Here is a 25,412-nt window from a genome sequence, read left to right on the forward strand (position 1 = left end):
GTTCTCGACCTGCGATCGGCTGGAGGGACCCGGGGGCCGGGCGGGAAGGTTGACCGCCTCGCGCGGGTTGAGCGGGTTTCAGCCCTTCTTGATGACGAGCTCCGTGTTCCGGTCGCCCGGATCGCCGTCCAGTGCGGGCTTGGCACCTGGGGCGTTGAAGGACAGTTCGCGGTAGAGGGCGGCGAGACCGGTCTGGGAGAGGTCGGCGTAATCCGTGCGGTGCGGGGCCGACGACTCGATGAGGGTGGTGAAGAGCGAGATCGTGCCGTCGTGGTTGTCGCTCAGCTCCACCACGCGGGCCAGCTGCGGGAAATCGATGTGCGACGCCGTGGAGATCTCCCAGAGGGAGCCGCGCGGGGTCCGGTGCGCGGTGATGTCGTTCTTGTGGCTGTGTCCGTTGACCCAGGCCAGGACCGAGCGGTGGCGGGCCAGCAGGGCGACGATCTCGTCGCCGCCGTGCCTGCCCTCGCGCGGGCGCCCCGGGTCCTGGCGCAGATTGCGCATGGTCCTGCTGGTGTGGTGACTGAAGACGACGACGTACGACCCGCCGCCGTCCTGCGCCTCGTTCTCCTTCAACCGCCGCTCCAGCCACTCCATCTGGGCCGTGCCGAGCGAGCCCTCGTAATGGCCGCCGGGGTCCGTCGAGTCCAGGCTGATGCCGAGCACGTCGTCGCTGATGCGGAAGGCGTAGTACTGGGTGCCCGCGTCGAGGTTCTCCTGCGTGTACCCGTGCCCGGCGGGGCCGTGCCCCTTGTACGCCGGGTCGAGGTGGGCCGCGACGTACTCGGCGGGGGTGAAGGGCGCGCGGCTCTCGTCCGGGGTGACCGAGCGCATCCGCCGCGCCTCGCCCTTCAGGAGCTCCTTGAAGTGCACGCCCTTGGGGTCGCGCCCCTTCTTGACCGCCTTCCACAGCGCGGCGCCGCGCGACTCGTCCAGGGACATCAGCTTCTGGCCGCCGACGGCGAACTCGGAGAAGTACGCGTCGCCGGGGCCCCAGCAGCCGCCCGGCAGCGCGTCGTGGTTGCCGACGGTCGAGTACCAGGGCAGGCCGAGGCCGGGGCTGTTGACCTCGCGCAGCGCCGCCTCCAGGAATCCTTCGACGCGCGGGAAGCCGAGGGCCTTGTCGGAGTCGCGGAGGTCGCCGTCCGGGTGCCAGTACAGCTTCAGGCCGCTGTCCTGGACGCCCTCGTAGCGGCGCGGGTCACCGGTGTTGGGGTTGATGCGCCCGCCGCTCATGGTCTTCAGGAACCAGTCGAGCTCCGAGCGGGAGTTGTTGTCGGTGTTGTCGCCCGTCGTCACCACGCAGTGCAGCGGCGAACCGGTCGCGGGCGCGCCGCGCAGCGCGTTGACCCGCTCGACGAGCGCGACCGCGCCCTGCACGGAGAGGGCCTCCTGCGGGCGCCAGGCGCTCGCGGTCTGGGCGCGCAGATACTCGTACCGCAGCGGGTGCTGCACGTCGACCAGGTGCAGATCGGTGAACTGGACGAACGCGGCGAGCGGGGTGCGCCGCGCCTCGCGCCCCCTCCGGGCGGCGGCGAGGTCGCCGCGGACCACCCGGCCCCAGGCGGGCCCGTCGCCGAGCCGCCGGTAGCCGGAGGTCCCGCGCGGGGTGGCGACGGCCCCCAGCGTGGTGCCGCCCCGGTAGGGCGCGAGGGGCGCGGCGGGCGCCTGGCGGGAGAGCGCGACGGGGGCGGGGCCCGAGGGGGCGGCGTGGCTGGTGGCCGGCCGCAGGGCGTAGCCGATGCCCGCGGAGAGGGAGACGGCTCCGGTGGTCGCCAGGAAGGCCCGGCGGTCCACCGCGGAGACGGCGGAGTGGGTGGCGGACTGGGCGGCGGTGGCGACAGAGCGTATGCGCGACATGGCGCGGTCTCCCCGGTTGCGAACGCGTCGGCAGTGGTCGCGGGGAGCTGCGCACCAGGCGAGATTCCCGCTCGTACTGGATCGTTGACATCCGGGATGACCTGCACGTTAACGAGACGGCAACGGCCAACGCCGATCACCGTACGTGGATCACCGGCAACCCTCCGCGGTCACGTACCCCTCCCCGAGCCGAGAGGAGGCGGTCACTCCATGTTCATCTTCCGGGGAAGGGAAAGCGTTGCGGAGCCTCAGGAGGGCGCCGCCAGGTGGCCGTCCGCGGGCCGGGTGCGCCACAGGTCGAGCCCGATGTCGACGAGGCCGACCCGGTCGAGGGCGGGCACGGCGTCCAGCGGATGCCAGGCCGCGAGATCGGTCGAACCGTCCCGCTCGTGCCGCAGCTCGCCCCCGGTGATCCGCGCCTCGTAGACGATCCGCAGCCCGTGGAAGTCGGCGACGGCACCGAGCTGGCGCGGATAGCGGCGGCGGAGCGAGTCGACGCCGAGCAGCACACGCGGCTCGATGACGTACCCCGTCTCCTCGTCGGCCTCCCGGATCACCGTGTCGTACGGATCCTCCCCGTGGTCCATCCCGCCACCGGGCAGCGTCCAGCGCTTGCTGCCGTCGCCCGCCACCCAGCGGGCGAGCAGCAACTGCCCGTCCTGCACGCATACGGCGTAGGCCGCCACCCGGAGTTCCTTGTGCACGTAGTGACGCTAGTCCTCTTGGGGCGGATTGGCAGGGGAGAAGTCGGGGGGCGACCACTGCCAGGGGCTTGCCGTGGGGGTCTGCACCGTCCGGGTGAGGGTGAACGTGAGGGTGCGGGTGCCGTCGGGGGCGTGGGTGGTGCGGGCCGTGCCGGTGAGCTGGAGGGTCGTGCCGGTCGTCCAGTCGAGGAAGAGGAGGCCGGCGCGGGGGTCGGTGGCGAGGTTGCCGAGGGTCAGGAACATGGCGTTGCCGGGGTAGTCCCGCCAGGTGAGTTCGGTGGGCGAGGTGACCCGGACGAAGCCGGGGTTGCCGCCCCGGTGGCTGGCGTCCGCGCCGTGCGCGTGGACGGTGGCGAGGAAGAACGTGTCGGCGGCGGCAATGAAGGCGCGCTGGTCCGGGGTGAGGGCGGTGCCGGTGGTGGGAGCCGGGGCCGGGGTGCGGGGCGCGTGGGTGCCGGGGAGCAGTTCGCGCTTCTGGAGGTACTTGGGGCAGTTCGAGAAGACCTGGTCGGCCTCGATCGCCAGGCCGCGCGGGGTCGGGCGGGCCCGGCCGTTCAGGCGCATGCGGCGGCGGGTGCGGGGGTCGAGGGCGATCGTGCCCACGGGGGTGCCGCCTCCTGGGGCGCCGTCACCGGAGAGGGCTTCCGCCAGGGGGTCGCTCTTGCCGACGCCGCCCGCGACCGAGATCTGGTGCGGTCCCGTGGCGCGTACGAAGCCGGGGGCGCCGGTGAGCAGGGAGGCCCAGACGGCGCCCTCGTGGTCCGCGCCGCCGATGACCAGCATGGGCTGGAGCTCCAGGAAGGCGGCGGCCACGGGTCGGATGCCCTGGCCGATGGACCGGCCCACGTGGTCGGCGAGCTCCCGCACGCCGACGAGGTCCTGCACGGCGCGCGAGCCGTGGTGGTACGGGGCGTGCGGGGTCATGTCGCTCCTGTCGGATGAGCAGAAGGGGCACCCCCAAAGGGGCACGGGAAACGGCGCGACCAGCCACGGACGGCCGGCAGACGGCATCGGCCCGCGGAAGCCGCAAGGCCGCAGGGCCGCAAGGCCGCGAGATCGGAGGCTAGAAGAAGCCGCACGTCGGTGCTTCGGGCACCGGGGGCCGTTCCGAGGCGCCCACGCCAGAACCCGCGTAGATCTCCAGGCGCGTGCCGTCCGGGTCGTGGAAGAAGATGCCGCCGGACGTGGCGCCCTCGCCGTGCGGGACGACGCCCTCGTAGGCGAACCGCACCCCGTGCGCGCGCAGGTCGCTCTCGTACGCGCGGACCTCGTCCACGGTGGCCACCTCGATCCCCAGGTGGTGCAGGCCCGCGTTCCCGGGCGCGTACGCCGCGCCCGCCTGCTGCCAGAGGGTGAGCGCCAGGGTCCCGTCCTGGCCGAGGAAGGCGAATCTGCGGTCTTCCTCCTTGCCCTCGCCGAGGACCTCGTACCCGATGACGTCCCGGTAGAAGGCGAGCGAGCGCTCGATGTCCGTGACGTTCAGGCCGACGTGCCCGGTGCGGAGGGTGCTGGTCGCGGTCATGGCTCTCCCCTGGTCGGCGGTGGCCCACCCCGTGCGGGCTAACCGTTGAAAGTGACGTTAATGGTTAGGCATGGCAGCGTCAACCAGTCACGTACCCTTTGGTGGTTAGTCTCGAAGGGAGCCCCCCATGACCGCCGCACCCCGCGACCCCCGACCGCTCGTCGGCGAGCCGCTCTCCCTCGACCTGCTCAACACCCGGTGGATGGCGGACGGCACCCACCAGGACCTGCTGACCGACACCGCGGGACTCGCCGTCTGGCTCAGCGCCAACGGGCTCGACGGCCGGTTCGGCGCGGACGAGGCGACGCTGGAGCACGTGCTGCGGGCGCGGGACGCGCTCGCGGCGGCCGTGGACGGCCCGGACCCCGCCGCCGGGGCCGCCCGCGTCGACGAGATCCTCGGGCACGGGCGGATCCGGGCGACCCTGACCGCCGAAGGGCCCGGCGAGGAGCCCGAGTTCGCGGACGTGACGTGGGGCGCGGCCTGGCTCGCGGCGCGGGACTATCTGACGCTGCTCGCCACCGCGCCGGACCGGATCAGGCCCTGCGCCCACGAGGCGTGCGTCCTGCACTTCTTCGACACCTCGCGCAACGGCACCCGGCGATGGTGCTCGATGGCCGCCTGCGGGAACCGGGCGAAGGCGTCACGCCACTACGCACGGGCCCGCGAGGCCTGACCCCTCGCCCCGGTGCGCGACCAGCGCGCGACCACCCCCGGGCGAGGAAAATCTCCCGCTATGTCACCGATGACGCATGGCGGAATTGCGTCACGCGGCGATCGTAGTCCGACAACTCTCCCCAAACAGCAGCCACTTACGTAAAGCTGAGCGGTCATCCGGTTCCGGATTCCGGACCTTTTCGACCTTTACGTACAGGGATGCTGATGCACAGATCCAGTGCTAGACGCACGACCCGTCTCGCGATAGCCGTCGGCCTGACCGCCGCGCTCTCCGCCGCCGGGCCCATACCCATGGCCCTCGCGGCCGACGGCGACCCCGGAGGCCAGACCACCCCCAAGTCCGCCGAGAAGAAGCTGGGTTCGGCCGACGCCGACCTCCTCGCCGAGGCGAAGGCGCAGGGCGAGAAGACCGTCACGATGATGGTCGCCACCGCGCCCGGCGCCACCGAGCAGGTCGCCGAGCAGCTCGACGCCGTCAAGGGCGGTTCCGTCGGCCGCACGTACGACAAGCTCGGCTACGTGCGCGCCACCGTGCCCACCGCGAAGGCCGAGGGCGCCATCGAGGCCGCCGGGAAGCTGTCGTCCGTGCACGGCATCGACCTGCGGCACGAGATCGAGCTCGACGACCCGACGCCCGCCGCCGACCGGGCCAAGGGCGCGAAGACCGCGGCCCAGGGCACGTACGCCGGGCCCGGCAAGGACACCCCGGCGAAGAACCCGTACAACCCGTCCTTCGAGACGGGCGCCGTGGACTTCGTGAAGAAGCACCCGAAGGCGGACGGCCGCGGCACCACCATCGGCATCCTCGACTCGGGCGTCGACCTGGGTCACCCCGCGCTCAAGAAGACCACCACGGGCGAGCGGAAGATCACCGACTGGGTGACCGCGACCGACCCGATCGTGGACGCGGACGCCACCTGGCGCCGGATGACCAACCCCGTCACGGGCCCCGTCTTCACCTGGGACAGCGAGACGTGGAAGGCCCCCGCGGGCTCCTTCCAGGTCAACCGCTTCCGCGAGTCGGCCACCACCGGCGGCGACGCCAAGGGCGACATCAACCGCGACGGCGACACCACCGACAGCTGGGGCGTGCTCTACGACCCGGCGGCCGGCACGGTCACCGTCGACCTGAACGACAACAACGACTTCACCGACGACGAGACGATGAAGCCGTACAAGGACGGCCACCAGGTCGCCTACTTCGGCAAGGACGACCCGGCGACCGACGTCGTCGAGCGCGTCCCGTTCGTCGTCGAGATCCGCAAGGACGTGCCGACCGACCCGTACGGCGGCGACTGGGTCGGCAAGAAGGCCGACTTCGTCAACATCGGCGTCATCGAGTCCGAGCACGGCACGCACGTCGCGGGCATCACCGCGGCCAACGGCCTGTTCGGCGGCAAGATGAACGGCGCGGCGCCCGGCGCCAAGCTGGTCTCCTCGCGCGCCTGCACCTGGACCGGCGGCTGCACGAACGTCGCGCTCACCGAGGGCATGATCGACCTCGTCACCAAGCGCGGCGTCGACATCGTGAACATGTCGATCGGCGGCCTCCCGGCGCTCAACGACGGCAACAACGCGCGCGCCGAGCTCTACACGCGCCTCATCGACACCTACGGCGTGCAGCTGGTGATCTCCGCGGGCAACTCCGGCCCGGGCGCGAACACCATCGGCGACCCGAGCCTGGCCGACAAGGTCATCTCCGTCGGCGCCGCCATCTCCAAGGAGACGTGGGCCGCCAACTACGGCTCCGCCGTGGAGAAGAAGTACGCGATGATGAACTTCTCCTCGCGCGGTCCGCGTGAGGACGGCGGCTTCGCGCCGATCATCTCGGCGCCCGGTTCGGCCATCAACACCACGCAGACCTGGCTGCCGGGCTCCCCGGTCGCCGAGGCGGGCTACCAACTGCCCGCCGGTTACTCAATGTTGCAGGGTACGTCGATGGCGTCCCCGCAGGCCGCGGGCGCCTCGGCGCTGCTGCTGTCCGCCGCGAAGCGCGAGGACGTCGACCTGACCCCGGCGAAGCTGCGTACGGCGCTCACCTCGACCGCGGACCGCATCAGCGGCGAGCAGGCGTACGCGCAGGGCACCGGCCTGATCAACGTGGTCGACGCGTGGAACGCCATCGAGGACGACGCGAAGGCGCACACGTACACGGTGAAGGCCCCGGTCGACACCGCCCTGGAGCAGGAGCTGAAGAAGCCCGGCACCGGCATCTACGACCGTGAGGGCGGTCTGAAGACCGGCCAGAAGCGGACGTACGACGTCACGATCACCCGCACCTCGGGCCCGGATCGCGGCATCCGCCACGAGCTGGACCTGGTCAACAACCACGAGGGCACGTTCAAGCTGCTCGGCAAGGGCGCGGTGACGCTGCCCCTGAACAAGCCGGTCACGGTCCAGGTCCAGGCGAAGGCCAAGTCGGCCGGTGTGCACAGCGCGATCCTGACCGTCGACGACGAGCGCGCCGAGGGCATCGACCAGCAGATCATGTCGACGGTCGTCGTCTCGGCGCCGCTCGCCAAGCCCTCGTTCACGTTCTCGGCCTCCGACGAGGTGCAGCGCAACAGCACCAAGTCGTACTTCGTGACGGTCCCCAAGGGCGCCAAGTCCCTGGAGGTGGCGCTCGGCGGCCTGAAGGGCAAGAGCCAGACGCGGTTCATCGCGGTGCACCCCTACGGTGTCCCGGTCGACTCGACGTCGTCGCTCGTCTGCTACCCGAACTACGAGAACCCGGCCAACACCTGCCGCCCCGACCTGCGGTCGTACGCGGACCCGCAGCCGGGCGTGTGGGAGATCGAGGTCGAGTCGCGCAGGACGTCGCCGCTCCTGGACAACCCCTACAAGCTGGACGTCTCCGCGCTGGGTGTCGCCTTCGACCCCGCCGTGCAGACGGTGCCGGAGGCGAAGGTCGGTACTCCGGCCCCCGTCTCCTGGAAGGTCACCAACAACTTCGCCGCGGTGGACGGCAAGCTGAAGGGCGGCCCGCTCGGCTCCGCGAAGGCGGCCAAGCCGACGATCAAGCAGGGTGAGACGCAGACGACGACCGTGGTCGTGCCCGAGGGCGCGAGCCGGCTCGACGTCGCCATCGGTTCGACGGCGGACGCCGCCGCCGACCTCGACCTGTCGGTCCTGAAGGACGGCGCGGTCGTGGGGTCGTCGGCGGACGGCGACTCGGAGGAGTCGGTCAGCCTCACCAAGCCGGCCGCGGGTACGTACGAGATCCAGGTGGCGGGCTACTCGGTCCCGTCCGGCAGCACGGCGTACGACTACCGTGACGTCTTCTTCTCGGCCGCTCTGGGCTCGGTAAAGGTCGACGAGTCGGCACCGGTGAAGCTGGCGAACGGCGCGTCGGCGCAGGTCACCGCCGAGGTGGCGGCGGACGCTCCGACGGCCGAGGGCCGTCAGCTGTTCGGCGAGGTGTCCCTCCTGAACGGCCGTGGCACGGTCGCGGGCACCGGCAGCGTGATCATCGAGAAGGTCGTCTCCTAGGACCCTCTCCGGGGGCGGGGCGAAGGGGGCAGCACCCCTCCGCCCCGCCCCTCAGCACGTCGTCCCCTTGCCCCTGCCCTTCCCCTCCCACAGCTCCCGCCGGACGAAGGCCCGGTCCCTGGCGAGGTCCGCCGTGCCGTCCGACCAGAGGTCCGGTGACGCCTGGCCCTTCGGGATGCCGATCAGGGTGCGGTCGCCGGGGTGGAGGCGGGGGTCCACGTCCGTGTCCATGACGAACGTGATCCGCCCGGCTCCCTTGTCCGGCTTGTAGTAGCGGGTCACGTCCAGGACGATCCGCTCCTGTACGCCGCCGGGGACCGGCTCGACCCGCTTCACCGTGCCCTCCACGATGAGCCGGGCGCAGGCCACGTAGCCGCCCGGCTTCTGGTCGCCGCTGTCCGGGCCGCCCCCGTCCCGCTCCTGGTCCGCGGCTCCTGGCGCCGCACCCTTCCCCGAGTCGTCGGAGCTCTTACTCATGCCGCCGCCGCTCTCCATCGCCAGCCAGGCGCTCCCGCCCACCAGCGAAACGGCCGCCACGGCCGCGGCGAGGCCGAGGGCCACCGTCACGCGCCGCCGCCGGATCCCGGCGGGGCGCACCCGGGGCAGCGGGTCCGGCACCGGCCTCGGAACCGTCCGGGGCGCCGGTTCCGGAGCCGCCAGCGCGCGGCCGACCACCCTGATGTGCTCCCGCAGCAGTGCGACGTCCGCCACAGCCGCGGCGCGCTCCGCCGCGAGCGCCGGGTCGAGACCGAAGCCGCCGGCCACGGAGGCGTCGGCCGTGAATCCGTCGGCCGCGGATCCGTCGGCCGCGGATCCGTCGGCCGCGGACTCATCGGTCACGGAGTCTTCGGTGAGGGCCAGCATCAGCGCGTCGTACTCATGCCCGTACTCAGACTCGCGCTCGTACTCGTACTCGTGCTCGTCCCCGGCCACCTCACACCACCTCGCCCTCGTGCAGCCGCGTCCGCAGCACCCGTACCGCCGTATGCAGCCTGCTCTTGACCGTGCCCTCCGGAATGCCCAGTTCGTCCGCTATCGCCCGTACCGGCAGATCGGCGTAGAAGCGCAGCACGACGACCTGCCGCTGGGTGTCCGGCAGGGCGTCCAGGCCCTGGGTCACGGCCATCGAGAGCGCCCGCGACTCCGCCCCGTCCTCGTCCGTCGCCTCCCGCCACAGCACGGCGAGGCGCTCCCCGAGCCGCTCCTGGCGACGCCTCGCCCGGTGCCAGTCCATGGCGAGGTTCGAGGCGACGACCGCCGCCCACGCGGACACGTCACGGGGCGCCTCGCGCCCGTCCGCCGCCCGCTCCAGGAGTTTGAGCCTGACCTGCTGGACGCCGTCCGGCAGGTCGGCGTGCGGCACTCCGCCGAGCGCGAGCACCGCCCGGACCCGGTCCTCCTGGGCCGCGTCGAGCGGATCCGTCGTCTCGCGCCGGTCCCGTCGCGTTTTTCCGCGCAGCAAGACACCCCTCCCGTCCCCACGTTTCCCCTAGGACGCCGGGGCGGTCCGAAACGTTCGACGCGGGGCGGCGGGAATGTGACATCCCGAACTGCGGACAATGGATTGGACAAGTCGGCCGTGGACAGACGCATGATGGAACGCACAGGCCAATGCCTATGCCCATGCACATACGGAGGAAGTCCCTGTGAAGGTCGGAATCGTCGGAGCCACCGGTCAGGTCGGCACGGTCATGCGCAAGATCCTCGTCGAGCGGGACTTCCCGGTGGACGAGCTGCGCCTGTTCGCATCGGCCCGCTCGGCCGGCACGGTCCTCGACGACGTGACGGTCGAGGACGCCTCCACGGCCGACTACAGCGGCCTCGACATCGTCCTGTTCTCCGCCGGCGGCGCCACCTCGAAGGCGCTGGCCGAGAAGGTCGCGTCGCAGGGTCCCGTCGTGATCGACAACTCCTCCGCCTGGCGGATGGACCCCGAGGTCCCCCTCGTGGTCTCCGAGGTCAACCCGCACGCGATCGCGAACCGCCCCAAGGGCATCATCGCCAACCCGAACTGCACGACAATGGCCGCGATGCCGGTCCTGAAGCCGCTGCACCAGGAGGCCGGGCTCACCGCGCTGGTCGTGGCGACGTACCAGGCCGTGTCCGGCTCGGGTCTTGCCGGTGTGGACGAACTGTTCGAGCAGGTCAAGAAGGTCGGCGACGACGCGCCGAAGCTGACGCACGACGGTGCGGCCACGGAGTTCCCCGCCCCGAACAAGTACGTCGCGCCGATCGCGTACAACGTCCTGCCGATGGCGGGCTCCATCGTCGACGACGGCCTGAACGAGACCGACGAGGAGCAGAAGCTCCGCAACGAATCGCGCAAGATCCTGGAGATCCCGGAGCTCAAGGTCTCCGGCACCTGTGTGCGCGTGCCGGTCTTCACCGGCCACTCCCTCCAGGTCAACGCCCGCTTCGCGCGTCCGCTGAGCCCCGAGCGCGCCACCGAGATCCTCGCCTCGGCCGAGGGCGTCGTCCTCACCGACGTCCCGACCCCGCAGGTCGCGGCGGGCAAGGACGACGCCTTCGTGGGCCGCATCCGGGGCGACGAGACGGTGGAGAACGGCCTGGCCTTCTTCATCTCCGACGACAACCTCCGCAAGGGCGCCGCGCTGAACGCGGTGCAGATCGCGGAGCTGGTGGCGGCCGAGCTCAAGGGCTGACGCCTTTCCCGTACGTACGTCGAGGGGGCGCCCACCGATCAGCCGGTGGCCGCCCCCTTCGCGTTGCCCGGGTCCCGCCCCCTCGCGCCCGCCACGACGAGCAGGGCGAGCGCCGCGAGTCCGCCGCCGAGCCACAGCACCCGCGTCGTCCCGAAGCCGTCCGCGACCAGGCCGCCGGTCAGCGCGCCCAGGGCGATCGCCGCGTTGAACACCCCCGCGAAGAGCGCCGAAGCCGCCTCGCGGGCGCGGGGCGCGGCGGCGAGCACCCACTGCTGGGTGGCGACGGACACGCCGCCGTAGGCCAGCCCCCAGGCGACGAGCAGCGCCACCGACGCCGGGAGCGAGCCGCCCGCGGGCCCGAGCAGCAGGACCACGGCGGCCAGACCCGCCGAGATGGCGAGCAGCGCCCGGCGCGGGTCGCGGGCGGCGAGCGCGCCGCCCGCGAAGTTGCCGGCGATGCCCGCGACCCCGTAGACGAGCAGCAGCCCGCTGACCGGCCCGGCTCCCAGGTCCGGCACCCGCTCCAGGACGGGCCGTACGTAGGTGTACGCGGCGAAGTGGCCGGTCACCAGGAACAGCACCACCAGAAGCCCCGCCCGCAGCCGCGCGCCCCGCAGCAGCCCGGGGAACGTGCCGAGCCGCAGGGCCGCCGACGCGGGCAGCGGCGGGAGCAGCACCGCGAGCAGTCCGGCCACGGCGAGCGCGAAGGCCGCCATCACCGCGAACGCCCAGCGCCAGCCCGCGAGTTCGCCGAGGAACGTACCGGCGGGGACGCCGAGCACCGACGCCACCGCGATCCCGCTGAAGATCACCGTGGTGGCCCGCCCCGCGTCCTCCGCGCGCACGAGCCGTACGCCGAGCCCGGCCGCGACCGCCCACACGCCCCCGATGCAGATCCCCACGAGGACCCGCGCGCCGAGCAGCACGCCGAAGTCGGGCGCGAGCGCGGCCAGCAGGTTGGCGGCGGCGAGCAGGACCATCAGGGCGCACAGCACCGTCCGCCGGTCGGCCCGCCGCACGGCGACCGGAAGCAGCAGGGCGGCGAGCGCGGCGACCACGCCGGGCAGCGTGACGGTCAGTCCCGCGGTCCCGTCCGATACGCCGAGCCCCGAGGAGAGGGAGGTGAGGAGGCCGACGGGCAGCATCTCCGTGGTGACGACGGAGAAGGTGGTGGCGGCGACGGCGAGGACGGACAGGGGCAGGAAGCCCTGCGGCCGGGCGAGAGGGGCGAGTTCGGGTCGTGGGTCAGGGGTGGTTTTCATGAGGTCAAGCCTTCGCCGGGCACCCCACCGGGAACAACGGCGAAGATCTCATCCTTGAATGAGCGGGGCTCATGGATGCTCATGGAGTTCATGGATGAGGACGGGCGGGACGTGCGGGACGTGCGGGGGGAGTGTGCCGGTGAGCGGGCTTGAGATACGGGAGCTCGAGTGCTTCATCGCGCTCGCGGACGAGTTGCACTTCGGCCGTGCGGGCGAGCGTCTGTACGTCTCGCAGAGCCGCGTCAGCCAGTTGCTGCGGGACCTGGAGCGGCGGATCGGCACGCGGCTCGTGGAGCGGACGAGCCGGCGGGTGCGGCTGACCCCGGCGGGCGAACGGTTCCTCGCCGAACTGCGCCCGGCGTACGAGGCGTTGAGCGCCACGGTGGACACGGCCCGGGAGTCGGCGCGAGGGGTCACGGGACGGCTGCGGATCGGTTTCCAGGGGACGGCCGACGCGCGGCTGATGGAGGCGATCACCGGCTTCCAGAAGGAGCATCCGGGCTGTGTGACGGAGATCGTGGAGATCCCGTTCGCGGATCCGTTCGGGGCGGTGCGGCACGGGGACGTGGACACGGCGATCGTGCTGCTGCCGGTCGAGGAGCCGGACCTGGTGCTCGGCCCGCTCTTCTCGCGCCAGCAGCAGACGGTCGCGGTGTCGGTGCGCCATCCCTTCGCGGACCGCGAGGTCCTGCACGTGGCCGAGCTGACCGGGACCCCGCTGATCTCCGCGACGGCGCCTGCGCCCGCGTACTGGCGTGCGGCCCAGGCGCCCTCGGACGCGCCCGCGCCCCGCGTGCGCACGCTCCAGGAGGGTCTGACGCTGGTCGCCGCCGGGCGCGGGGCGATGCTCCTGTGCCGCCCGACGGCGGAGTACCACGGGCGGCGTGACGTCACGTTCGTACCGGTGGAGGGGGTGCCCGACTCGGTGCTCGGGATGGTGTGGCGCCGGGACGCGGAGACCGGGCGGGTGCGGGCGTTCGCGCGGGCGGTGGGAGAGGCTGCCTAGCGGCAGGGCGACCAGGGGGAGCCCGGCAAGGCGCCTGCCGTCAGGGGCGGCGGACCTCGAACTGGAAGCAGCCGTACTCGACGGCCCTGACGTGCACGAGGGCGACCTCCGGGTCGGCGAAGGCCTCCGCGAACGCTTCGTCGAAGCCTGCCGCCGCCGGGTCCGGGATCTCCAGCAGGCGTCCGCCGACGATGCGGCCTTGGGCGTCGTAGCGGCGGAGGGTGCGCAGGGCTCCGGGGCGGGCGAAGGGGTACGCGCCGCTTCCGGTGGCCGGGCCCTCGCACTCCTCGGCGTGGATGAAGACGGGTCCCTGCTCGTCGTAGGCGCCGGGGGTGGCACCTGTCCGGGCGGCCCAGCGGCGCAGGGGGGCGTACGAGACGAGGGCGATGCGTTCGCCGGGGGCGACGGGGCGGAGGCAGCAGCGGAGGGGGCTGCCTCCTTCCATGTCCACGTAGGGGTGGGCGGGGTGGCCGGCGTCGTCCTGGGCGCGGAGTTCTTCGAGGGCGGTGGGGGTGATGGGGAGGGGGGTGAAGGCGGTGGGCGTGGGCGTAGGCGTGCCCTTGGTGGCGGCTGTGGGTGTGGTCGAGGCCGTGGTGGTGGCTGTGGGCGTGGTCATGGGTCGAGGGTCGCGCGTGGGGGTGGGCGAGGGCTGGCGGGTTTCGGACCTTGCTTTCCCCCCGTCCCCAGACCCGCCCGGAGTGGATCTTCAGCCCGCCCGACGTTCGAGGACGGGCTCGGCGAAACGGGGGACGACCGTGTCTGCGATGACGGCGGTGACGGCGGTGAAGCCGCTAACGACCGTGACGGCGATGGCGGTGAAGCGGTGAAGCGGTGAAGCCGCTAACGACGGTGGCGGCGGTGCTGGCGGTGCTGGCGGTGACGCCGCTAACCACCGTGACGGCGATGGCGGTGATGACGGTTATGACGGTGAAGCCGCTAACGACCGTCGCGGCGGTGACGGCGGTGCTGACGGCGATGTTGGCGGCGATGTTGGCGGCAATACCGGTGCCGACGGTCACCAAGAACCCCGCATCCGGCGATACCCCTCCCCCAGGCCCGCCAGTTCCTCCTCCGTCAGGACGTCCTCCACCCGCGCGAACCCCTCCGGCGCCCGCTCCGCCACCGCCCTCAGGACCTCGTCCACCGGCATCGCCCGATTGGCCAGGGCCACGGCGTTGGCGGGGCCCCACCGCTCCGCCTCGTACGCCCGGAGCCCGCTCACCCGGTCCGCCCCGGCGAGGGCCACGCACCGCGCGAGCACCCGCGCGTCGAGCACCGCCTCGGAGCCGCCGCTCGACCCCACGGGGTACATCGGATGGGCCGCGTCGCCCAGCAGCGTCACGGGGCCGCGCCCCCACCACGGCAGCGGGTCGCGGTCCACCATCGGGTACTCCAGGATCCGCCCCGTCGAGCCGGTCGCGGCCAGGAGCGCGGGCACGTCCAGGTCGCCGATCCGCCACCCGGAGAAGTGCGGCAGGACGTCGGAGAGGCGTCCCGAGCGGTTCCAGTCCACGGGGCCGGGCGATCCGTGGTGGTGGACCGGGAACCGCACCTCCGCCACCCAGTTGAGCAGCGCGCGGCCCCGCGTCTCCGCCTCCCGCGAGATGGGGTAGACGACGAGCTTCGCGGTCGCGTTGCTGCCGGCGAAGGCCATCGTCCGGCCGCCGAGCACCGGCTCCCACTCGGTGACGCCCCGCCACATCCGGATGCCGTTCCACAGCGGCGGCCCCTCCCCGGGGTGCAGCCGCGCCCGGACCGCCGAGTACAGGCCGTCGGCGCCGATCAGGGCCCGCACCGGCACCGTGAACTCCCGCCCGCGCCCCACGTCCCGCAGGGTCACCCGCAGCGCGCCCGACCCCTCCGGCTCGGCGTACCGCACGAAGGCCGTACCGGTCTGGACGGCGTTCTCGCCGATGCGGTCGCGCACGGCGTCGAGGAGGATCAGGTGCAGGGCGCCCCGGTGCAGGGAGTACTGCGGCCAGTGGTGGCCGCGCGCGAGCCCCAGCGGCTCGCCCCAGATGTAGTTGCCGTGCCGGTCGAAGTGGATCGTCCCGGCGGTCGGCACGGCCGTGGCGGCCAGCTCGGCACCGAGGCCGAGCTCCGTCAACTCCCGTACCGCGTGCGGGAGGAGGTTGATGCCGACGCCGACGGGCCGCAGCGTGTCCACGGCGTCGATGACCCGTACCCCGATGCCCGCCGCGTGCAGGCTGAGCGCGGCGGTGAGTCCTCCGATCCCGGCTCCCGCGACGAGTACGTCGATCATGCGGCGCACCCCGCGCCACGTAATCGCCGGGAGCACCGTAATCGGCGTAATCGGAGTGATCGCCGTGGTTGCCGTGGGCGCCGCGCGTGCGGTGATCGCCGTGATCGCGATGATCGCGGCGGCCGTCGAAGATCCATGGACGCTCCCCCCGGGGCGTGTGTCGACGCGCGGATGCTAGCGGCACGGCGGTCCGCGAACAATGCCGCGTGGCGGGCCTCGGACGGTGCCCCGGCGCGCCCGCCGATGCACGTGGAAGGATGGCCGGAAACGCCACAAGTCGTACCTGAGGAGATGACCGCGTGCCCGGCACCAATCTGACCCGCGAAGAGGCGCAGCAGCGCGCGAAGCTGCTCACCGTTGACTCGTACGAGATCGATCTCGACCTCTCCGGCGCGCAAGAGGGCGGCACGTACCGCTCGGTGACCACCGTGCGCTTCGACTCCGCGGAGGCGAACGCCGAGACCTTCATCGACCTGGTGGCACCCGCGGTCCACGAGGTCGTCCTGAACGGCCACTCGCTGGACGTCGCCGCCGTCTTCCGTGACGCGCGCATCGCGCTCAAGCACCTGGAGGCGGGGCCGAACGAGCTGAAGGTGGTCGCCGACTGCGACTACACCAACACGGGCGAGGGACTGCACCGCTTCGTCGACCCCGTCGACCAGCAGGCCTATCTCTACACGCAGTTCGAGGTGCCGGACGCGCGCCGCGTCTTCGCGTCGTTCGAGCAGCCCGATCTGAAGGCCACGTTCCAGTTCACCGTGAAGGCGCCGTCCGGCTGGACGGTCATCTCGAATTCGCCGACCCCGGAGCCCAGCGGTGACGTCTGGGTCTTCGAGCCCACGCCGCGGATGTCGACGTACATCACGGCGCTCATCGTCGGTCCGTATCACTCGGTCCACAGCTCATACGAGGGTCCTGGCGGCCAGTCGGTTCCCCTCGGCATCTACTGCCGGCCCTCGCTCGCCGAGTTCCTCGACTCGGACGCGATCTTCGAGGTCACGCGGCAGGGCTTCGACTGGTTCCAGGAGAAGTTCGACTACGCGTACCCCTTCGCCAAGTACGACCAGCTCTTCGTGCCGGAGTTCAACGCGGGCGCGATGGAGAACGCGGGCGCGGTGACCATCCGCGACCAGTACGTGTTCCGCTCCAAGGTGACGGACGCGGCGTACGAGACGCGCGCGGAGACCATCCTCCACGAGCTGGCCCACATGTGGTTCGGCGACCTGGTGACGATGGAGTGGTGGAACGACCTCTGGCTGAACGAGTCGTTCGCCACGTACACGTCCATCGCCTGCCAGGCGTACGCGGAGAACTCGCGCTGGCCGCACTCCTGGACGACGTTCGCCAACTCCATGAAGACGTGGGCGTACCGCCAGGACCAGCTGCCCTCCACGCACCCGATCATGGCGGACATCCGCGACCTCGACGACGTGCTCGTCAACTTCGACGGCATCACGTACGCGAAGGGCGCGAGCGTCCTGAAGCAGCTCGTCGCGTACGTCGGCATGGACGAGTTCTTCCAGGGCGTGCAGGCGTACTTCAAGGCGCACGCGTTCGGCAACACGCGCCTGTCCGATCTGCTGGGCGCCCTGGAGGAGACCAGCGGGCGCGACCTGAAGACCTGGTCGAAGAAGTGGCTGGAAACGGCCGGCATCAACGTCCTGCGTCCGGTCGTGGACGTCGACACGTCCGGCAGGATCACGTCGTTCGCGGTGAAGCAGGAGGCGCCGGCGCTGCCGGCCGGCGCGCAGGGCGAGCCGACGCTGCGTCCGCACCGGATCGCGATCGGCCTGTACGACCTCGACCAGGAGAGCGGCAAGCTGCTGCGCACGGACCGCGTCGAGCTGGACGTGGACGGCGAACTGACCTCGGTGGACGCGCTGGTGGGCCGTGAGCGGCCGGACGTGATCCTCCTGAACGACGACGACCTCTCGTACGCGAAGGTGCGCATGGACGCGGAGTCGCTCGCGTTCGTGACGGAGCACATCGGGGACTTCGAGGCGTCGCTGCCGCGGGCCCTGTCGTGGGCCTCGGCGTGGGACATGACGCGGGACGCGGAGCTGCCGACGCGGGAGTACCTCTCGCTGGTCCTGTCCGGCATCGCCAAGGAGTCGGACATCGGCGTCGTCCAGTCCCTGCACCGCCAGGTGAAGCTGGCCCTGGAGCTGTACGCGGCGCCCGCCGGGCGTGACGAGGCGCTGGGCCGCTGGACGGAGGCGACGCTCGCGCACCTGCGTGCGGCGCAGCCGGGCAGCGACCACCAGCTGGCGTGGGCGCGGGCGTTCGCCGCCACGGCGCGTACGGAGGAGCAGCTGGCGCTGCTCGAAGGCCTGGTGTCGGGCGAGCAGTCGATCGAGGGCCTCGCGGTGGACACCGAGCTGCGCTGGGCGTTCGTGCACCGGCTCGCGGCCACGGGCCGGCTCGACGAGGCCGGGATCGCGGCGGAGCTGGACCGGGACAAGACGGCTGCGGGCGAGCGGCACGCGGCGTCGGCGCGGGCGGCGCGGCCCACGCCGGAGGCGAAGGCGGAGGCGTGGGCCTCCGTGGTCGAGTCCGACAAGCTCCCGAACGCGATCCAGGAGGCCGTCATCGGCGGCTTCGTCCAGACGGACCAGCGGGAACTCCTCGCGCCGTACGCGGAGAAGTTCTTCGCGGCGGTCAAGGGGGCGTGGGACTCCCGGTCGCACGAGATGGCCCAGCAGATCGCGGTGGGTCTGTACCCGTCGCTCCAGATCTCCCGGGCCACGCTGGACGCGACGGACGCGTGGCTCGCCTCGGAGAAGCCGTCGGCGGCCTTGCGCCGCCTGATCACGGAGTCCCGGGCAGGCGTGGAGAGGGCCCTGCGGGCGCAGTCGGCCGACGCGTGACCCGCGGGGGCGGGCGGGGGCGGAACTCCTCGCCCCCGCCCGCCCCGCACCCGCCCGTGCACCCCGCAGCTGCGGGGTGCTCGCTAGTCGGCCCCCGTGGCCCGGGGCGGGACCGCTGATCGGAGTGCTGTCAGGACCCTGCCGACCGTTGCTCCGCCCGCCGCGCCCCGCCGCACCGCCGCCACCACATGGCGGCGGGGACGGTCGGCGGCCAGGGGGCGCATCACCACGCCGTCACGGCGGGCCGCAGCCATGCGGGGGACCAGGGCCACCCCCATCCCCGCCTCCACCATGGCAAGGATCGCCGTCCAGCCGGAGGCGGAATGCGCCTGCTCGGGCGTGAACCCCGCCCCCTCGCACGCCGCCCGCGTGATCTCCGACCAGGGCCCGCTCCCCCCGAAGATCCACGGCTCCCCGGCCAGGTCGGCGAGGCGCAGCCCCTCGGCAGCCGCCAGCGCATGGTCCCCGGGCAGCGCCACGTCCAGCGGATCCGCAAGCAGCGACTCCCGCGTGAAGCGCGTGTCCGCGTCCGCCGGAGCCGGCGCCGTCACGGCCAGGGACAGGGCCACGTCCACCTCCCCCGCGGCCAGCAGCTCGTAGGCCTCCGCCGCCTCCGCCTCACGGACCCGTACCGAGATCCCCGGCGCCGCCGCCCGCAGCTCCCGCACCGCGGGCACCACCAGCGCGGGCACGGCGGTCGAGAACGCCCCGACCCGCACCTCCCCCGCCTCGCCCTGCGCGTACGCCGCCAACTCCGCGTCGGCGCGTTCCAGTTGGGCGAAGACGGCCTCCGCGTGCCGCAGCACGAGGTGCGCCGCGTCCGTCAGGCGCACCCGCCGCCCGTGCGCTTCCAGGAGCGGCACCCCCAGCTGCTTCGCGAGGTTGGACAGCTGCTGTGACACCGCCGACGGCGTCATCCGCAGCGCCCGCGCGGTCGCCGTGACCGTGCCCCGCTCGCTCAGCGTCCGCAGGATCTGCAGCTTCTTGATGTCCCACTCGCTCATGGAGTCAACGTACCGACTGGTCACGACAGCAGATCCCACGGGACGCACCCCCTACTTCGCGCGCGCCGCGCCCAGCACGACCCCGCCCAGGATCAGGCCCATGCACAGCACCTGGAGCCACCCCATCGCCTCGCCGAGCACCGCGAAGGAGAGCAGGGCCACGCACACCGGCTGGAGGTAGTAGACGACCCCGGCACGGGCGGCGCCGATGATCGAGATCGCCTTGTTCCAGGCGAAGAAGGCGACCGCGGACGAGACGACGCCGACGTACAGGAGCGGGGAGACCGTCCCGACGGTCGGCTCGAAGCCGCCCTGGATCACGAGGCTGGCCACGAACACCGGAAGCAGCATCAGCGCGCCCAGCGTGAACGTCGCGAAGAGGAACGGCAGTCCGCCGATCTCCGCGGGCTTGCGCTTGAGCAGCGCGCTGTACGAGCCGAAGGAGAGGGCCCCCGCGATCACCCACAGGTCGCCCGCCGCGAAGTCCATGGCGAGCGATCCCCCGGACACCAGGACCAGGACCCCCGCGCAGGCGATCAGCATGCCGGTCACGCGCCGCGCCCCGAGCCTCGCGCCGCCCAGGCGCTCGTACACCGCCATCAGGACCGGTGACGCCGCCATGATCATGCCCATGTTGCCCGCGGTGGTGGTGACGCCCGCCTGGTTGACCAGGGTGTTGTAGACGGTGACCCCGAGGAGCGAGGCGAGCAGCAGGAAGCGGAGGTGCTTGCGGAGCAGGGCCCGCTGCCGCCAGGTCTGACGGGCCGCGAAGGGCGTGACCGCCGCGATCGCGATGATCCACCGCCAGAAGGCGTGCTGGACGGGCGGCACGCTGTCGGCCAGGGCCCGCGAGGTCACGAAGCTGCCCGACCAGACGACCGTGGCGAGCGCCGCCAGGGCGAGACCGAGGCCGATGGGGGCCGCGGCCCGCTGCCTCCCGCTCGCCGCCGCCGGGGCCGGCTCGGTGTGGAGGGGGGTCGTCCGGTCCAGGACAGTCACTGATATCCCTTGTCTTCCTCCCGGGCGTCCCGGGACAGCACGAACCCCGCCGAGGTGAGCGCCGCCCGGCGGGGATCTCTTGATCTTCTGGTTGGTCGCGGGACTACCGTCGCACCTTCACACCCATCAGGTCTATCGAAACTTTTCGAGATATCTTTTAAGTTGCTCCGAACGATGGGCTGAGCGATGCATCGCGCGGCGCCGCGCCCCACTCCCCCAGCGCCGCCCGCACCGCATCCGCGTCCACCTCCTCGGCCGCCCACGCCACGTATCCGTCGGGGCGCACCAGGACGGTCGTACGCCGGTCGCTCGCCCAGTGCTTCACGGCCACAGGTCCCGTCACCGTCCCGCTCACGCCGTGCGCCGCGCCCTCCGGGGCGATCAGCACGAACCCGCCCTCGCGCAGCGCCTCGTACAGCCGCCCCTCCTTGAGCGCGACGTCCGGGGCGCGGTGGCCGGTCAGGCGGTGGGCGCCCCTCGGGGCGGGGTAGCGGTGGCCGATGCCGGTGATCTGGCCGACCGCCCGGTCGCGGACCGGGCGTACGGCGTTGACGAAGGACGCGAGGACCGCGCGGCCCGCGACCGACCAGGGGCGCTTGACCATCGCGAGCCGCACGATCCCGCCGCTGCTGCGCAGGACCGCCTTGCCGATGGGGTGCCGCTCGGATTGATAGGTGTCCAACAGGCCCTCGGGAGCACGGCCCTGGACCGCCGCCGCCAGCTTCCAGCTCAGGTTCACGGCGTCCTGGAGGCCGGTGTTCATGCCCTGCCCGCCCGCCGGGGTGTGGACGTGCGCGGCGTCCCCGGCGAGGAAGACCCGGCCCACGCGGTAGGCGGGCGCCTGGCGCTCGTCGCTGTGAAAGCGGGACATCCAGCGGGCGTCGTGCATGCCGTAGTCGCGGCCGAGCGCGAGCCGGGTGATCTCCTTGATCTCGTCGAGGCCGAGGGGCTCGCTGTCGGGGACGTCGTGGGCGCGGTTCCAGCCGATGACGCGGTAATAGCCGTCGGCGAAGGGCGCGATGAAGGCGAAGGCGTCCCCCGCGGCGTTCACCGTGAGGACGGATTCCGGCTTCTCGGCGAGCTTCACGTCGGCGAGCACGACCGAGCGGATGGCCGACTTCCCGGGGAAGGGCAGGCCGATCGCCTCGCGGACCGGGCTGTGCAGTCCGTCCGCGCCGACGACGTACGCGGCCCTGTGCGTGCCCGACGCGCCGCCCGGGCCCCGGACTTCGACGCGCACGCCGTCCGCGTCCTGGGTGAGCCCGACGACCTCGCTCTCGTACCGGAAGTCGACGCCTGCCGCGATCGCCCGGCGCTCCAGGACCTTCTCGACCTCGTACTGCGGCAGGACCAGGAGGTGGTTGTAGCGCGAGGGCAGCCGGTCAAGGCCCACTTCGAGGTGGGCGAAGAGGCGCAGCCGGTCGAGGGCCTTGCCCTTGGCCTCCAGTTCGTCGGCGAGGCCCCGCGCGTCGAGCTGCTCCAGGGTGCGGGCGTGCAGGACCAGGGCGCGCGAGAGGTTGCTGATCCCGTGCGGCCGCTTCTCCAGGAGAGTGACGGGGACGCCCGCCGCCGCGAGGTCCCCGGCGAGCAGCAGCCCGGTGGGACCGGAGCCGACGACGATGACGGCGGGGTTCGCGGCACCGGTCGCACCGTTCGTGCCGGTCGCGCGGTTCGTGCTGGCCGTGCCGTTCGTGCCATTCGTGCCCTGGGTTCCGTTCATGGCGGCCTCCTTGTGCCAACACTTGTTGGTCAACGCTTGTTGGCCAACGTAGGACCGCCCTCATGGACTGTCAACACTTGTTGGCCTACGATTGTTGGCATGACGGAAAAGGAACCCGATCCAGTGACGCAGGCAACCGCGCCCTCACCCCGCCGCTCCGACGCGACCCGGGGGGCGATCCTCACCGCCGCCCGCGAGCGGTTCGCCGCCGACGGCTACGAACGGGCGACCATCCGCGCCATCGCCAAGGACGCGCGGATCGACCCGTCGATGGTGATGCGCTACTACGGCAACAAGGAGGGCCTGTTCGCCGCGGCCTCCTCCATCGATCTGCGGCTGCCCGATCTCGCCGAGGTGCCGCGCGAGGCCGTCGGACGGGCGCTGGTGGCGCACTTCCTGGACGTCTGGGAGGCCGACGACGTGCTCACGGCGATGCTCCGGGTGGGCATCACGAACACGGCGGGCGCCGAGCGCATGCAGGGCATCTTCCGGGACCAGCTGATGCCGGTCGCGCGCCGCGTCTGCCCGGACCCCGCGGAGGCCCCGACCCGGGCGGGCCTCTGCGCCTCCCAGATCCTCGGCATGGCGCTGACCCGCTATGTCCTGCGGTTTCCGCCCGCGGTCGCGCTGTCCGGCGAGGAGATGGCGGACTGGCTGGGGCCGACGGTCCAGCGGTATCTCACGGCCGAGCGGCCGTGAGGGGCGCGACCGCATCCGTGCCCCCGGCCACAGGCTCAGGGGCCCCCGCACACACGTAGGGGCTCTTCGTCGGCGTACGCACGAACGTACGCCGACGAAGAGCCCCTACGGACGAGCCCCCGCGAGAGGGCCCGGAAAGCGAAGTGGCGTCAGCCCTTCTTCTCCTGCTTGCGGGACTTGTCACCGACCATGACGAGACCCGCGATCACCAGGAACAGCACGATGGGCGCCGCGACATAGAGACCGAGCGTGTCGATCACACTCAGGCCGGGACCCGGGTCGTCGCCGTCGTCGCGCGTGAGCGCGAGCGCGGGGGACGACATGAGCAGCATCATCAGCGTCGTACCGGAAGCCAGGGCGCCGGCGCGCAGGGCGTTCTTCTTGTCCACGGTGCCAACGTAGCGAACTGCTAAACCGGGCGCGCGCCCGGGGGTGCCGTACGGGGTCTTTCGCGGGATTTCTCGCGGGATTTCTCGCGGGATCTCTCACGGGTGCGGAACACGTCCATGAACGCGTGGACGCGGGGTGACGCGGCGAGTTCCTCCAGGGTGACGGGGTGGCCGTCGGCGTCGGCGATCGGCAGCCGCCAGTTGGGGTACTGGTCCCAGGTGCCGGGGAGGTTCTGCGGGCGGCGGTCGCCCAGCGCGTCCGGCAGCCAGACGCCGGTCATGCGGGCCGGGGTGGCGAGCAGGAAGCGGTGGACGGCACGGATCTCCTCCTGCTCGTGTCCGCCGCCGCCCGGCAGCATCCCCAGGCGCGAGAGCAGCGCGAGCCACTCCGACACGTCCGCCGCGGCCTCGGCCTGCTCGACCGCCGCCGGTCGGGTCAGCAGGCCGAGCCGGTCGCGCAGTTGGACGTGCTCGCCGGTGATGCGGGCGGCCGTGGACGGCAGGTCGTGGGTGGTGGCGGTGGCCAGGCAGTCCGCGCGCCACCGCTCGGGCGGCAGCGGCCGGCCCGTGCCGGCCCAGTCCCGCTCGAACCAGAGCACGGAGGTGCCGAGCACGCCGCGCCGCTGGAGCGCCTCGCGGACGCCCGGTTCGACGGTTCCGAGGTCCTCGCCGATGACGAGGGCGCCCGCGCGGTGGGCCTCCAGGGCGAGGACGGCGAGCATCGCGTCGGCGTCGTAGTGGACGTACGTTCCCTCGGTGGGGGCGCGGCCCTCCGGGACCCACCAGAGCCGGAAGAGCCCCATGACGTGGTCGATGCGGATCGCGCCCGCGTGCCGGAGCAGTCCGCGCAGGAGGGCGCGGTACGGGGCGTACCCGGACGCGGCGAGGCGGTCCGGGCGCCAGGGCGGCAGGCCCCAGTCCTGGCCGCGCGCGTTGAACGCGTCCGGCGGGGCGCCCACCGACATGCCCGAGGCGAAGTGCCGCCGCTGGGCCCAGGCGTCGGCCCCCGAGGGGTGCACGCCCACCGCGAGGTCGTGCACGAGGCCGATGGCCATGCCGGCGTCCCGCGCGGAGCGCTGCGCCGCCGCCAGCTGGGCGTCGGTGAGCCAGGCCAGACGGCAGTAGAAGTCCACGCGGTCCATCAACTCGCGGCGGGCGCGGGCGGCTTCGGGGGTCGCGGGGTCGCGCAGGGGCGCGGGCCAGGCGTGCCAGTCGGGGCCGTACCGCTCGGCCAGGGCGTACCAGGTGGCGTGGTCCTCCAGGTCCTCGCCGTGCTCGGCGAGGAAGTCGTTGTATGCGGCGCGCCGGCCGGGGCCGAGCGGGACCTCGCGGATCAGCTCCAGGGCCCGGAGCTTGAGCGCCCAGACCGCGTCGCGGTCGATCAACTGGCCCTGCTGGAGGACGGATTCACGGAGCGCGGCGGCCTGGCGCGTGAGGTCGGCGGCCAGGTCACGGGCCTCGCCGTCCAGATGGGCGGACTCGGGGACGTCCTCGACGCGCAGGTGGACCGGGTCGGGGAAGCGACGGGACGACGGGCGGTACGGGGAGGGGTCCGATGACCCGTCCGGGGGCTTCGGCACCGCCGCGTGCAAGGGGTTGACCTGGACGAATCCCGCGCCCAGGGCCCGCCCGGACCAGGCCGCGAGCTCGGCCAGGTCGCCGAGGTCGCCCATGCCCCAGGAGCGGCGGGAGAGCAGGGAGTAGAGCTGGACGAGAATGCCGTACGTCTTCTCGCGCGGGGGCGGCAAGCGGTGCGGGGCGACGACGAGGTGGGCCGTGGCCGCCCGCCCGTCCGGCACCACGACACGCAACGAGTGAACCCCCAGCGGCAGGGCTTGCCCACCCGGCGGCGCAGGGTCCGCGCCCCGCTGCTCTTCCTGCTCCCCCTGCTCTTCGCCCGGCGGGACAGCACCCGGCGGGACAGCGCCCGGCGGGACAGCTTCCGGAGGCAGCTCCCACTCCACCCGGTCCCCGAACTCCGTGTCCACGCGCACCCGCGTGCCCGGGGGCAGGCCGGACCAGGGTGGGGGTGCTTCGGGGGTGTCGCCCTGCCAGACCACCGCCGTCGGCGGCAGCAGGCGGGCGGCCAGCTCCGTCTCGCGGGCCGTGAGGGCGCGCCGCACCGCCTCGGGGGTGCTCGCGTCCACGTCGAGGGCGGCCAAGGCCGCGATCACCGCGGCGTCGGTGGCCGGAACCGTGCGGTCCGGGGACGGGGAGTAAGAGGTCGCCACGCCGTGCAGGGCGGCGAGGCGGGAGAGTCCGGCGGGGCCGGTGGTGGGGCCGGTCG

Annotated in this window: 21 protein-coding genes; 6 read left to right on the forward strand and 15 right to left on the reverse strand. The window is 72.6% G+C overall.

The features are described 5' to 3' along the window. Positions 1-78: 78 nt before the first annotated feature. From QBL25_RS16095 to QBL25_RS16110, 4 genes are all read right to left on the reverse strand, one after another. Entirely contained in the window at positions 79-1,860 is a 1,782-nt protein-coding gene (locus tag QBL25_RS16095; protein WP_409057721.1) for a TIGR03767 family metallophosphoesterase, read from the reverse strand. 248 nt (positions 1,861-2,108) lie between these two features. Next, positions 2,109-2,564 carry an NUDIX hydrolase gene (locus QBL25_RS16100; RefSeq protein WP_409057722.1) on the reverse strand — a complete coding sequence of 152 codons (456 nt, stop codon included), beginning with the start codon at positions 2,562-2,564 and terminating at the stop codon, positions 2,109-2,111. 9 nt (positions 2,565-2,573) lie between these two features. Beyond that, positions 2,574-3,488, reverse strand: coding sequence for a pyridoxamine 5'-phosphate oxidase family protein (locus QBL25_RS16105; protein ID WP_409057723.1), 915 nt, complete (start codon positions 3,486-3,488; stop codon positions 2,574-2,576). A 139-nt stretch (positions 3,489-3,627) separates the two neighbouring features. Beyond that, positions 3,628-4,086, reverse strand: a complete 459-nt coding sequence (locus tag QBL25_RS16110) for a VOC family protein (RefSeq protein ID WP_409057724.1) — start codon at positions 4,084-4,086, stop codon at positions 3,628-3,630. A 127-nt stretch (positions 4,087-4,213) separates the two neighbouring features. On the opposite strand from QBL25_RS16110, the gene QBL25_RS16115 reads away from it, so the two are divergent. Together QBL25_RS16115 and QBL25_RS16120 are read left to right on the forward strand one after the other, a co-directional pair. After that, the gene (locus tag QBL25_RS16115) at positions 4,214-4,762 is read left to right on the forward strand and encodes a CGNR zinc finger domain-containing protein (protein WP_409057725.1); all 549 of its coding nucleotides are present in this window, start codon (positions 4,214-4,216) and stop codon (positions 4,760-4,762) included. 200 nt (positions 4,763-4,962) lie between these two features. After that, positions 4,963-8,253 (forward strand): S8 family serine peptidase, encoded by a 3,291-nt coding sequence (locus QBL25_RS16120; RefSeq protein WP_409057726.1) that lies wholly within the window; start codon positions 4,963-4,965, stop codon positions 8,251-8,253. 51 nt (positions 8,254-8,304) lie between these two features. On the opposite strand, the gene QBL25_RS16125 is transcribed toward QBL25_RS16120, so the two are convergent. Together QBL25_RS16125 and QBL25_RS16130 are read right to left on the reverse strand one after the other, a co-directional pair. After that, positions 8,305-9,186: a hypothetical protein gene (locus tag QBL25_RS16125; protein WP_409057727.1), complete on the reverse strand. Its 882-nt coding sequence runs from the start codon at positions 9,184-9,186 to the stop codon at positions 8,305-8,307. Between the two features lies 1 nt (position 9,187). After that, complete coding sequence (locus QBL25_RS16130; protein WP_409057728.1) at positions 9,188-9,715, reverse strand: sigma-70 family RNA polymerase sigma factor; 528 nt, start codon at positions 9,713-9,715, stop codon at positions 9,188-9,190. A gap of 184 nt (positions 9,716-9,899) precedes the next feature. On the opposite strand from QBL25_RS16130, the gene QBL25_RS16135 reads away from it, so the two are divergent. Further along, positions 9,900-10,916, forward strand: coding sequence for an aspartate-semialdehyde dehydrogenase (locus QBL25_RS16135; protein WP_409057729.1), 1,017 nt, complete (start codon positions 9,900-9,902; stop codon positions 10,914-10,916). A gap of 38 nt (positions 10,917-10,954) precedes the next feature. Here the strand turns inward: QBL25_RS16135 and QBL25_RS16140 are convergent, their stop codons facing one another. After that, complete coding sequence (locus QBL25_RS16140) at positions 10,955-12,178, reverse strand: MFS transporter (RefSeq protein ID WP_409057730.1); 1,224 nt, start codon at positions 12,176-12,178, stop codon at positions 10,955-10,957. 139 nt (positions 12,179-12,317) lie between these two features. Here QBL25_RS16140 and QBL25_RS16145 point away from each other — a divergent pair, with 139 nt between their 5' ends. Beyond that, entirely contained in the window at positions 12,318-13,184 is an 867-nt protein-coding gene (locus QBL25_RS16145) for a LysR family transcriptional regulator (RefSeq protein ID WP_409057731.1), read from the forward strand. Positions 13,185-13,224: 40 nt separating this feature from the next. Here the strand turns inward: QBL25_RS16145 and QBL25_RS16150 are convergent, their stop codons facing one another. The 3 genes from QBL25_RS16150 to QBL25_RS16160 form a co-directional block, all read right to left on the reverse strand. Then, positions 13,225-13,800, reverse strand: coding sequence for a DUF1203 domain-containing protein (locus QBL25_RS16150; RefSeq protein ID WP_409057732.1), 576 nt, complete (start codon positions 13,798-13,800; stop codon positions 13,225-13,227). A gap of 175 nt (positions 13,801-13,975) precedes the next feature. Further along, complete coding sequence (locus tag QBL25_RS16155; RefSeq protein ID WP_409057733.1) at positions 13,976-14,203, reverse strand: hypothetical protein; 228 nt, start codon at positions 14,201-14,203, stop codon at positions 13,976-13,978. After that, a complete protein-coding gene (locus tag QBL25_RS16160; RefSeq protein ID WP_409057734.1) occupies positions 14,200-15,447 on the reverse strand; it encodes a flavin-dependent oxidoreductase in 1,248 nt (415 codons plus the stop codon). Before QBL25_RS16160 ends, QBL25_RS16155 begins: the two co-directional genes overlap by 4 nt. 299 nt (positions 15,448-15,746) lie before the next feature. Here QBL25_RS16160 and pepN point away from each other — a divergent pair, with 299 nt between their 5' ends. Continuing rightward, complete coding sequence (gene pepN, locus QBL25_RS16165; RefSeq protein WP_409057735.1) at positions 15,747-18,314, forward strand: aminopeptidase N; 2,568 nt, start codon at positions 15,747-15,749, stop codon at positions 18,312-18,314. A gap of 83 nt (positions 18,315-18,397) precedes the next feature. Here the strand turns inward: pepN and QBL25_RS16170 are convergent, their stop codons facing one another. The 3 genes from QBL25_RS16170 to QBL25_RS16180 all read right to left on the reverse strand — a co-directional run bounded on the left by QBL25_RS16170 (position 18,398) and on the right by QBL25_RS16180 (position 22,037). Then, entirely contained in the window at positions 18,398-19,318 is a 921-nt protein-coding gene (locus QBL25_RS16170) for a LysR family transcriptional regulator (RefSeq protein WP_409057736.1), read from the reverse strand. Between the two features lie 51 nt (positions 19,319-19,369). Further along, complete coding sequence (locus QBL25_RS16175) at positions 19,370-20,308, reverse strand: DMT family transporter (protein ID WP_409062672.1); 939 nt, start codon at positions 20,306-20,308, stop codon at positions 19,370-19,372. Positions 20,309-20,474: 166 nt separating this feature from the next. Continuing rightward, the gene (locus QBL25_RS16180) at positions 20,475-22,037 is read right to left on the reverse strand and encodes an FAD-dependent monooxygenase (RefSeq protein ID WP_409057737.1); all 1,563 of its coding nucleotides are present in this window, start codon (positions 22,035-22,037) and stop codon (positions 20,475-20,477) included. A gap of 99 nt (positions 22,038-22,136) precedes the next feature. On the opposite strand from QBL25_RS16180, the gene QBL25_RS16185 reads away from it, so the two are divergent. Then, positions 22,137-22,736 carry a TetR family transcriptional regulator gene (locus QBL25_RS16185; RefSeq protein WP_409057738.1) on the forward strand — a complete coding sequence of 200 codons (600 nt, stop codon included), beginning with the start codon at positions 22,137-22,139 and terminating at the stop codon, positions 22,734-22,736. Positions 22,737-22,885: 149 nt separating this feature from the next. On the opposite strand, the gene QBL25_RS16190 is transcribed toward QBL25_RS16185, so the two are convergent. Then, on the reverse strand, positions 22,886-23,125 hold the full coding sequence (locus QBL25_RS16190; protein WP_409057739.1) for a hypothetical protein: 240 nt from the start codon (positions 23,123-23,125) through the stop codon (positions 22,886-22,888). 20 nt (positions 23,126-23,145) lie between these two features. Next, complete coding sequence (malQ, locus tag QBL25_RS16195) at positions 23,146-25,365, reverse strand: 4-alpha-glucanotransferase (RefSeq protein WP_409062673.1); 2,220 nt, start codon at positions 25,363-25,365, stop codon at positions 23,146-23,148. Positions 25,366-25,412 lie beyond the last annotated feature (47 nt).

This window comes from Streptomyces sp. SYP-A7185 (assembly GCF_046103685.1).
Lineage (GTDB): Bacteria > Actinomycetota > Actinomycetes > Streptomycetales > Streptomycetaceae > Streptomyces.

Excerpts from the sequence above, each read along its gene's own strand:
- QBL25_RS16150 (WP_409057732.1), bottom strand. The coding sequence starts at position 13,800 with ATGACCACGCCCACAGCCACCACCACGGCCTCGACCACACCCACAGCC.
- QBL25_RS16160 (WP_409057734.1), bottom strand. The coding sequence starts at position 15,447 with ATGATCGACGTACTCGTCGCGGGAGCCGGGATCGGAGGACTCACCGCC.
- QBL25_RS16120 (WP_409057726.1), top strand. The coding sequence starts at position 4,963 with ATGCTGATGCACAGATCCAGTGCTAGACGCACGACCCGTCTCGCGATA.
- QBL25_RS16110 (WP_409057724.1), bottom strand. The coding sequence starts at position 4,086 with ATGACCGCGACCAGCACCCTCCGCACCGGGCACGTCGGCCTGAACGTC.
- QBL25_RS16180 (WP_409057737.1), bottom strand. The coding sequence starts at position 22,037 with ATGAACGGAACCCAGGGCACGAATGGCACGAACGGCACGGCCAGCACG.
- QBL25_RS16170 (WP_409057736.1), bottom strand. The coding sequence starts at position 19,318 with ATGAGCGAGTGGGACATCAAGAAGCTGCAGATCCTGCGGACGCTGAGC.
- QBL25_RS16185 (WP_409057738.1), top strand. The coding sequence starts at position 22,137 with ATGACGGAAAAGGAACCCGATCCAGTGACGCAGGCAACCGCGCCCTCA.
- QBL25_RS16105 (WP_409057723.1), bottom strand. The coding sequence starts at position 3,488 with ATGACCCCGCACGCCCCGTACCACCACGGCTCGCGCGCCGTGCAGGAC.
- QBL25_RS16140 (WP_409057730.1), bottom strand. The coding sequence starts at position 12,178 with ATGAAAACCACCCCTGACCCACGACCCGAACTCGCCCCTCTCGCCCGG.
- QBL25_RS16115 (WP_409057725.1), top strand. The coding sequence starts at position 4,214 with ATGACCGCCGCACCCCGCGACCCCCGACCGCTCGTCGGCGAGCCGCTC.
- QBL25_RS16095 (WP_409057721.1), bottom strand. The coding sequence starts at position 1,860 with ATGTCGCGCATACGCTCTGTCGCCACCGCCGCCCAGTCCGCCACCCAC.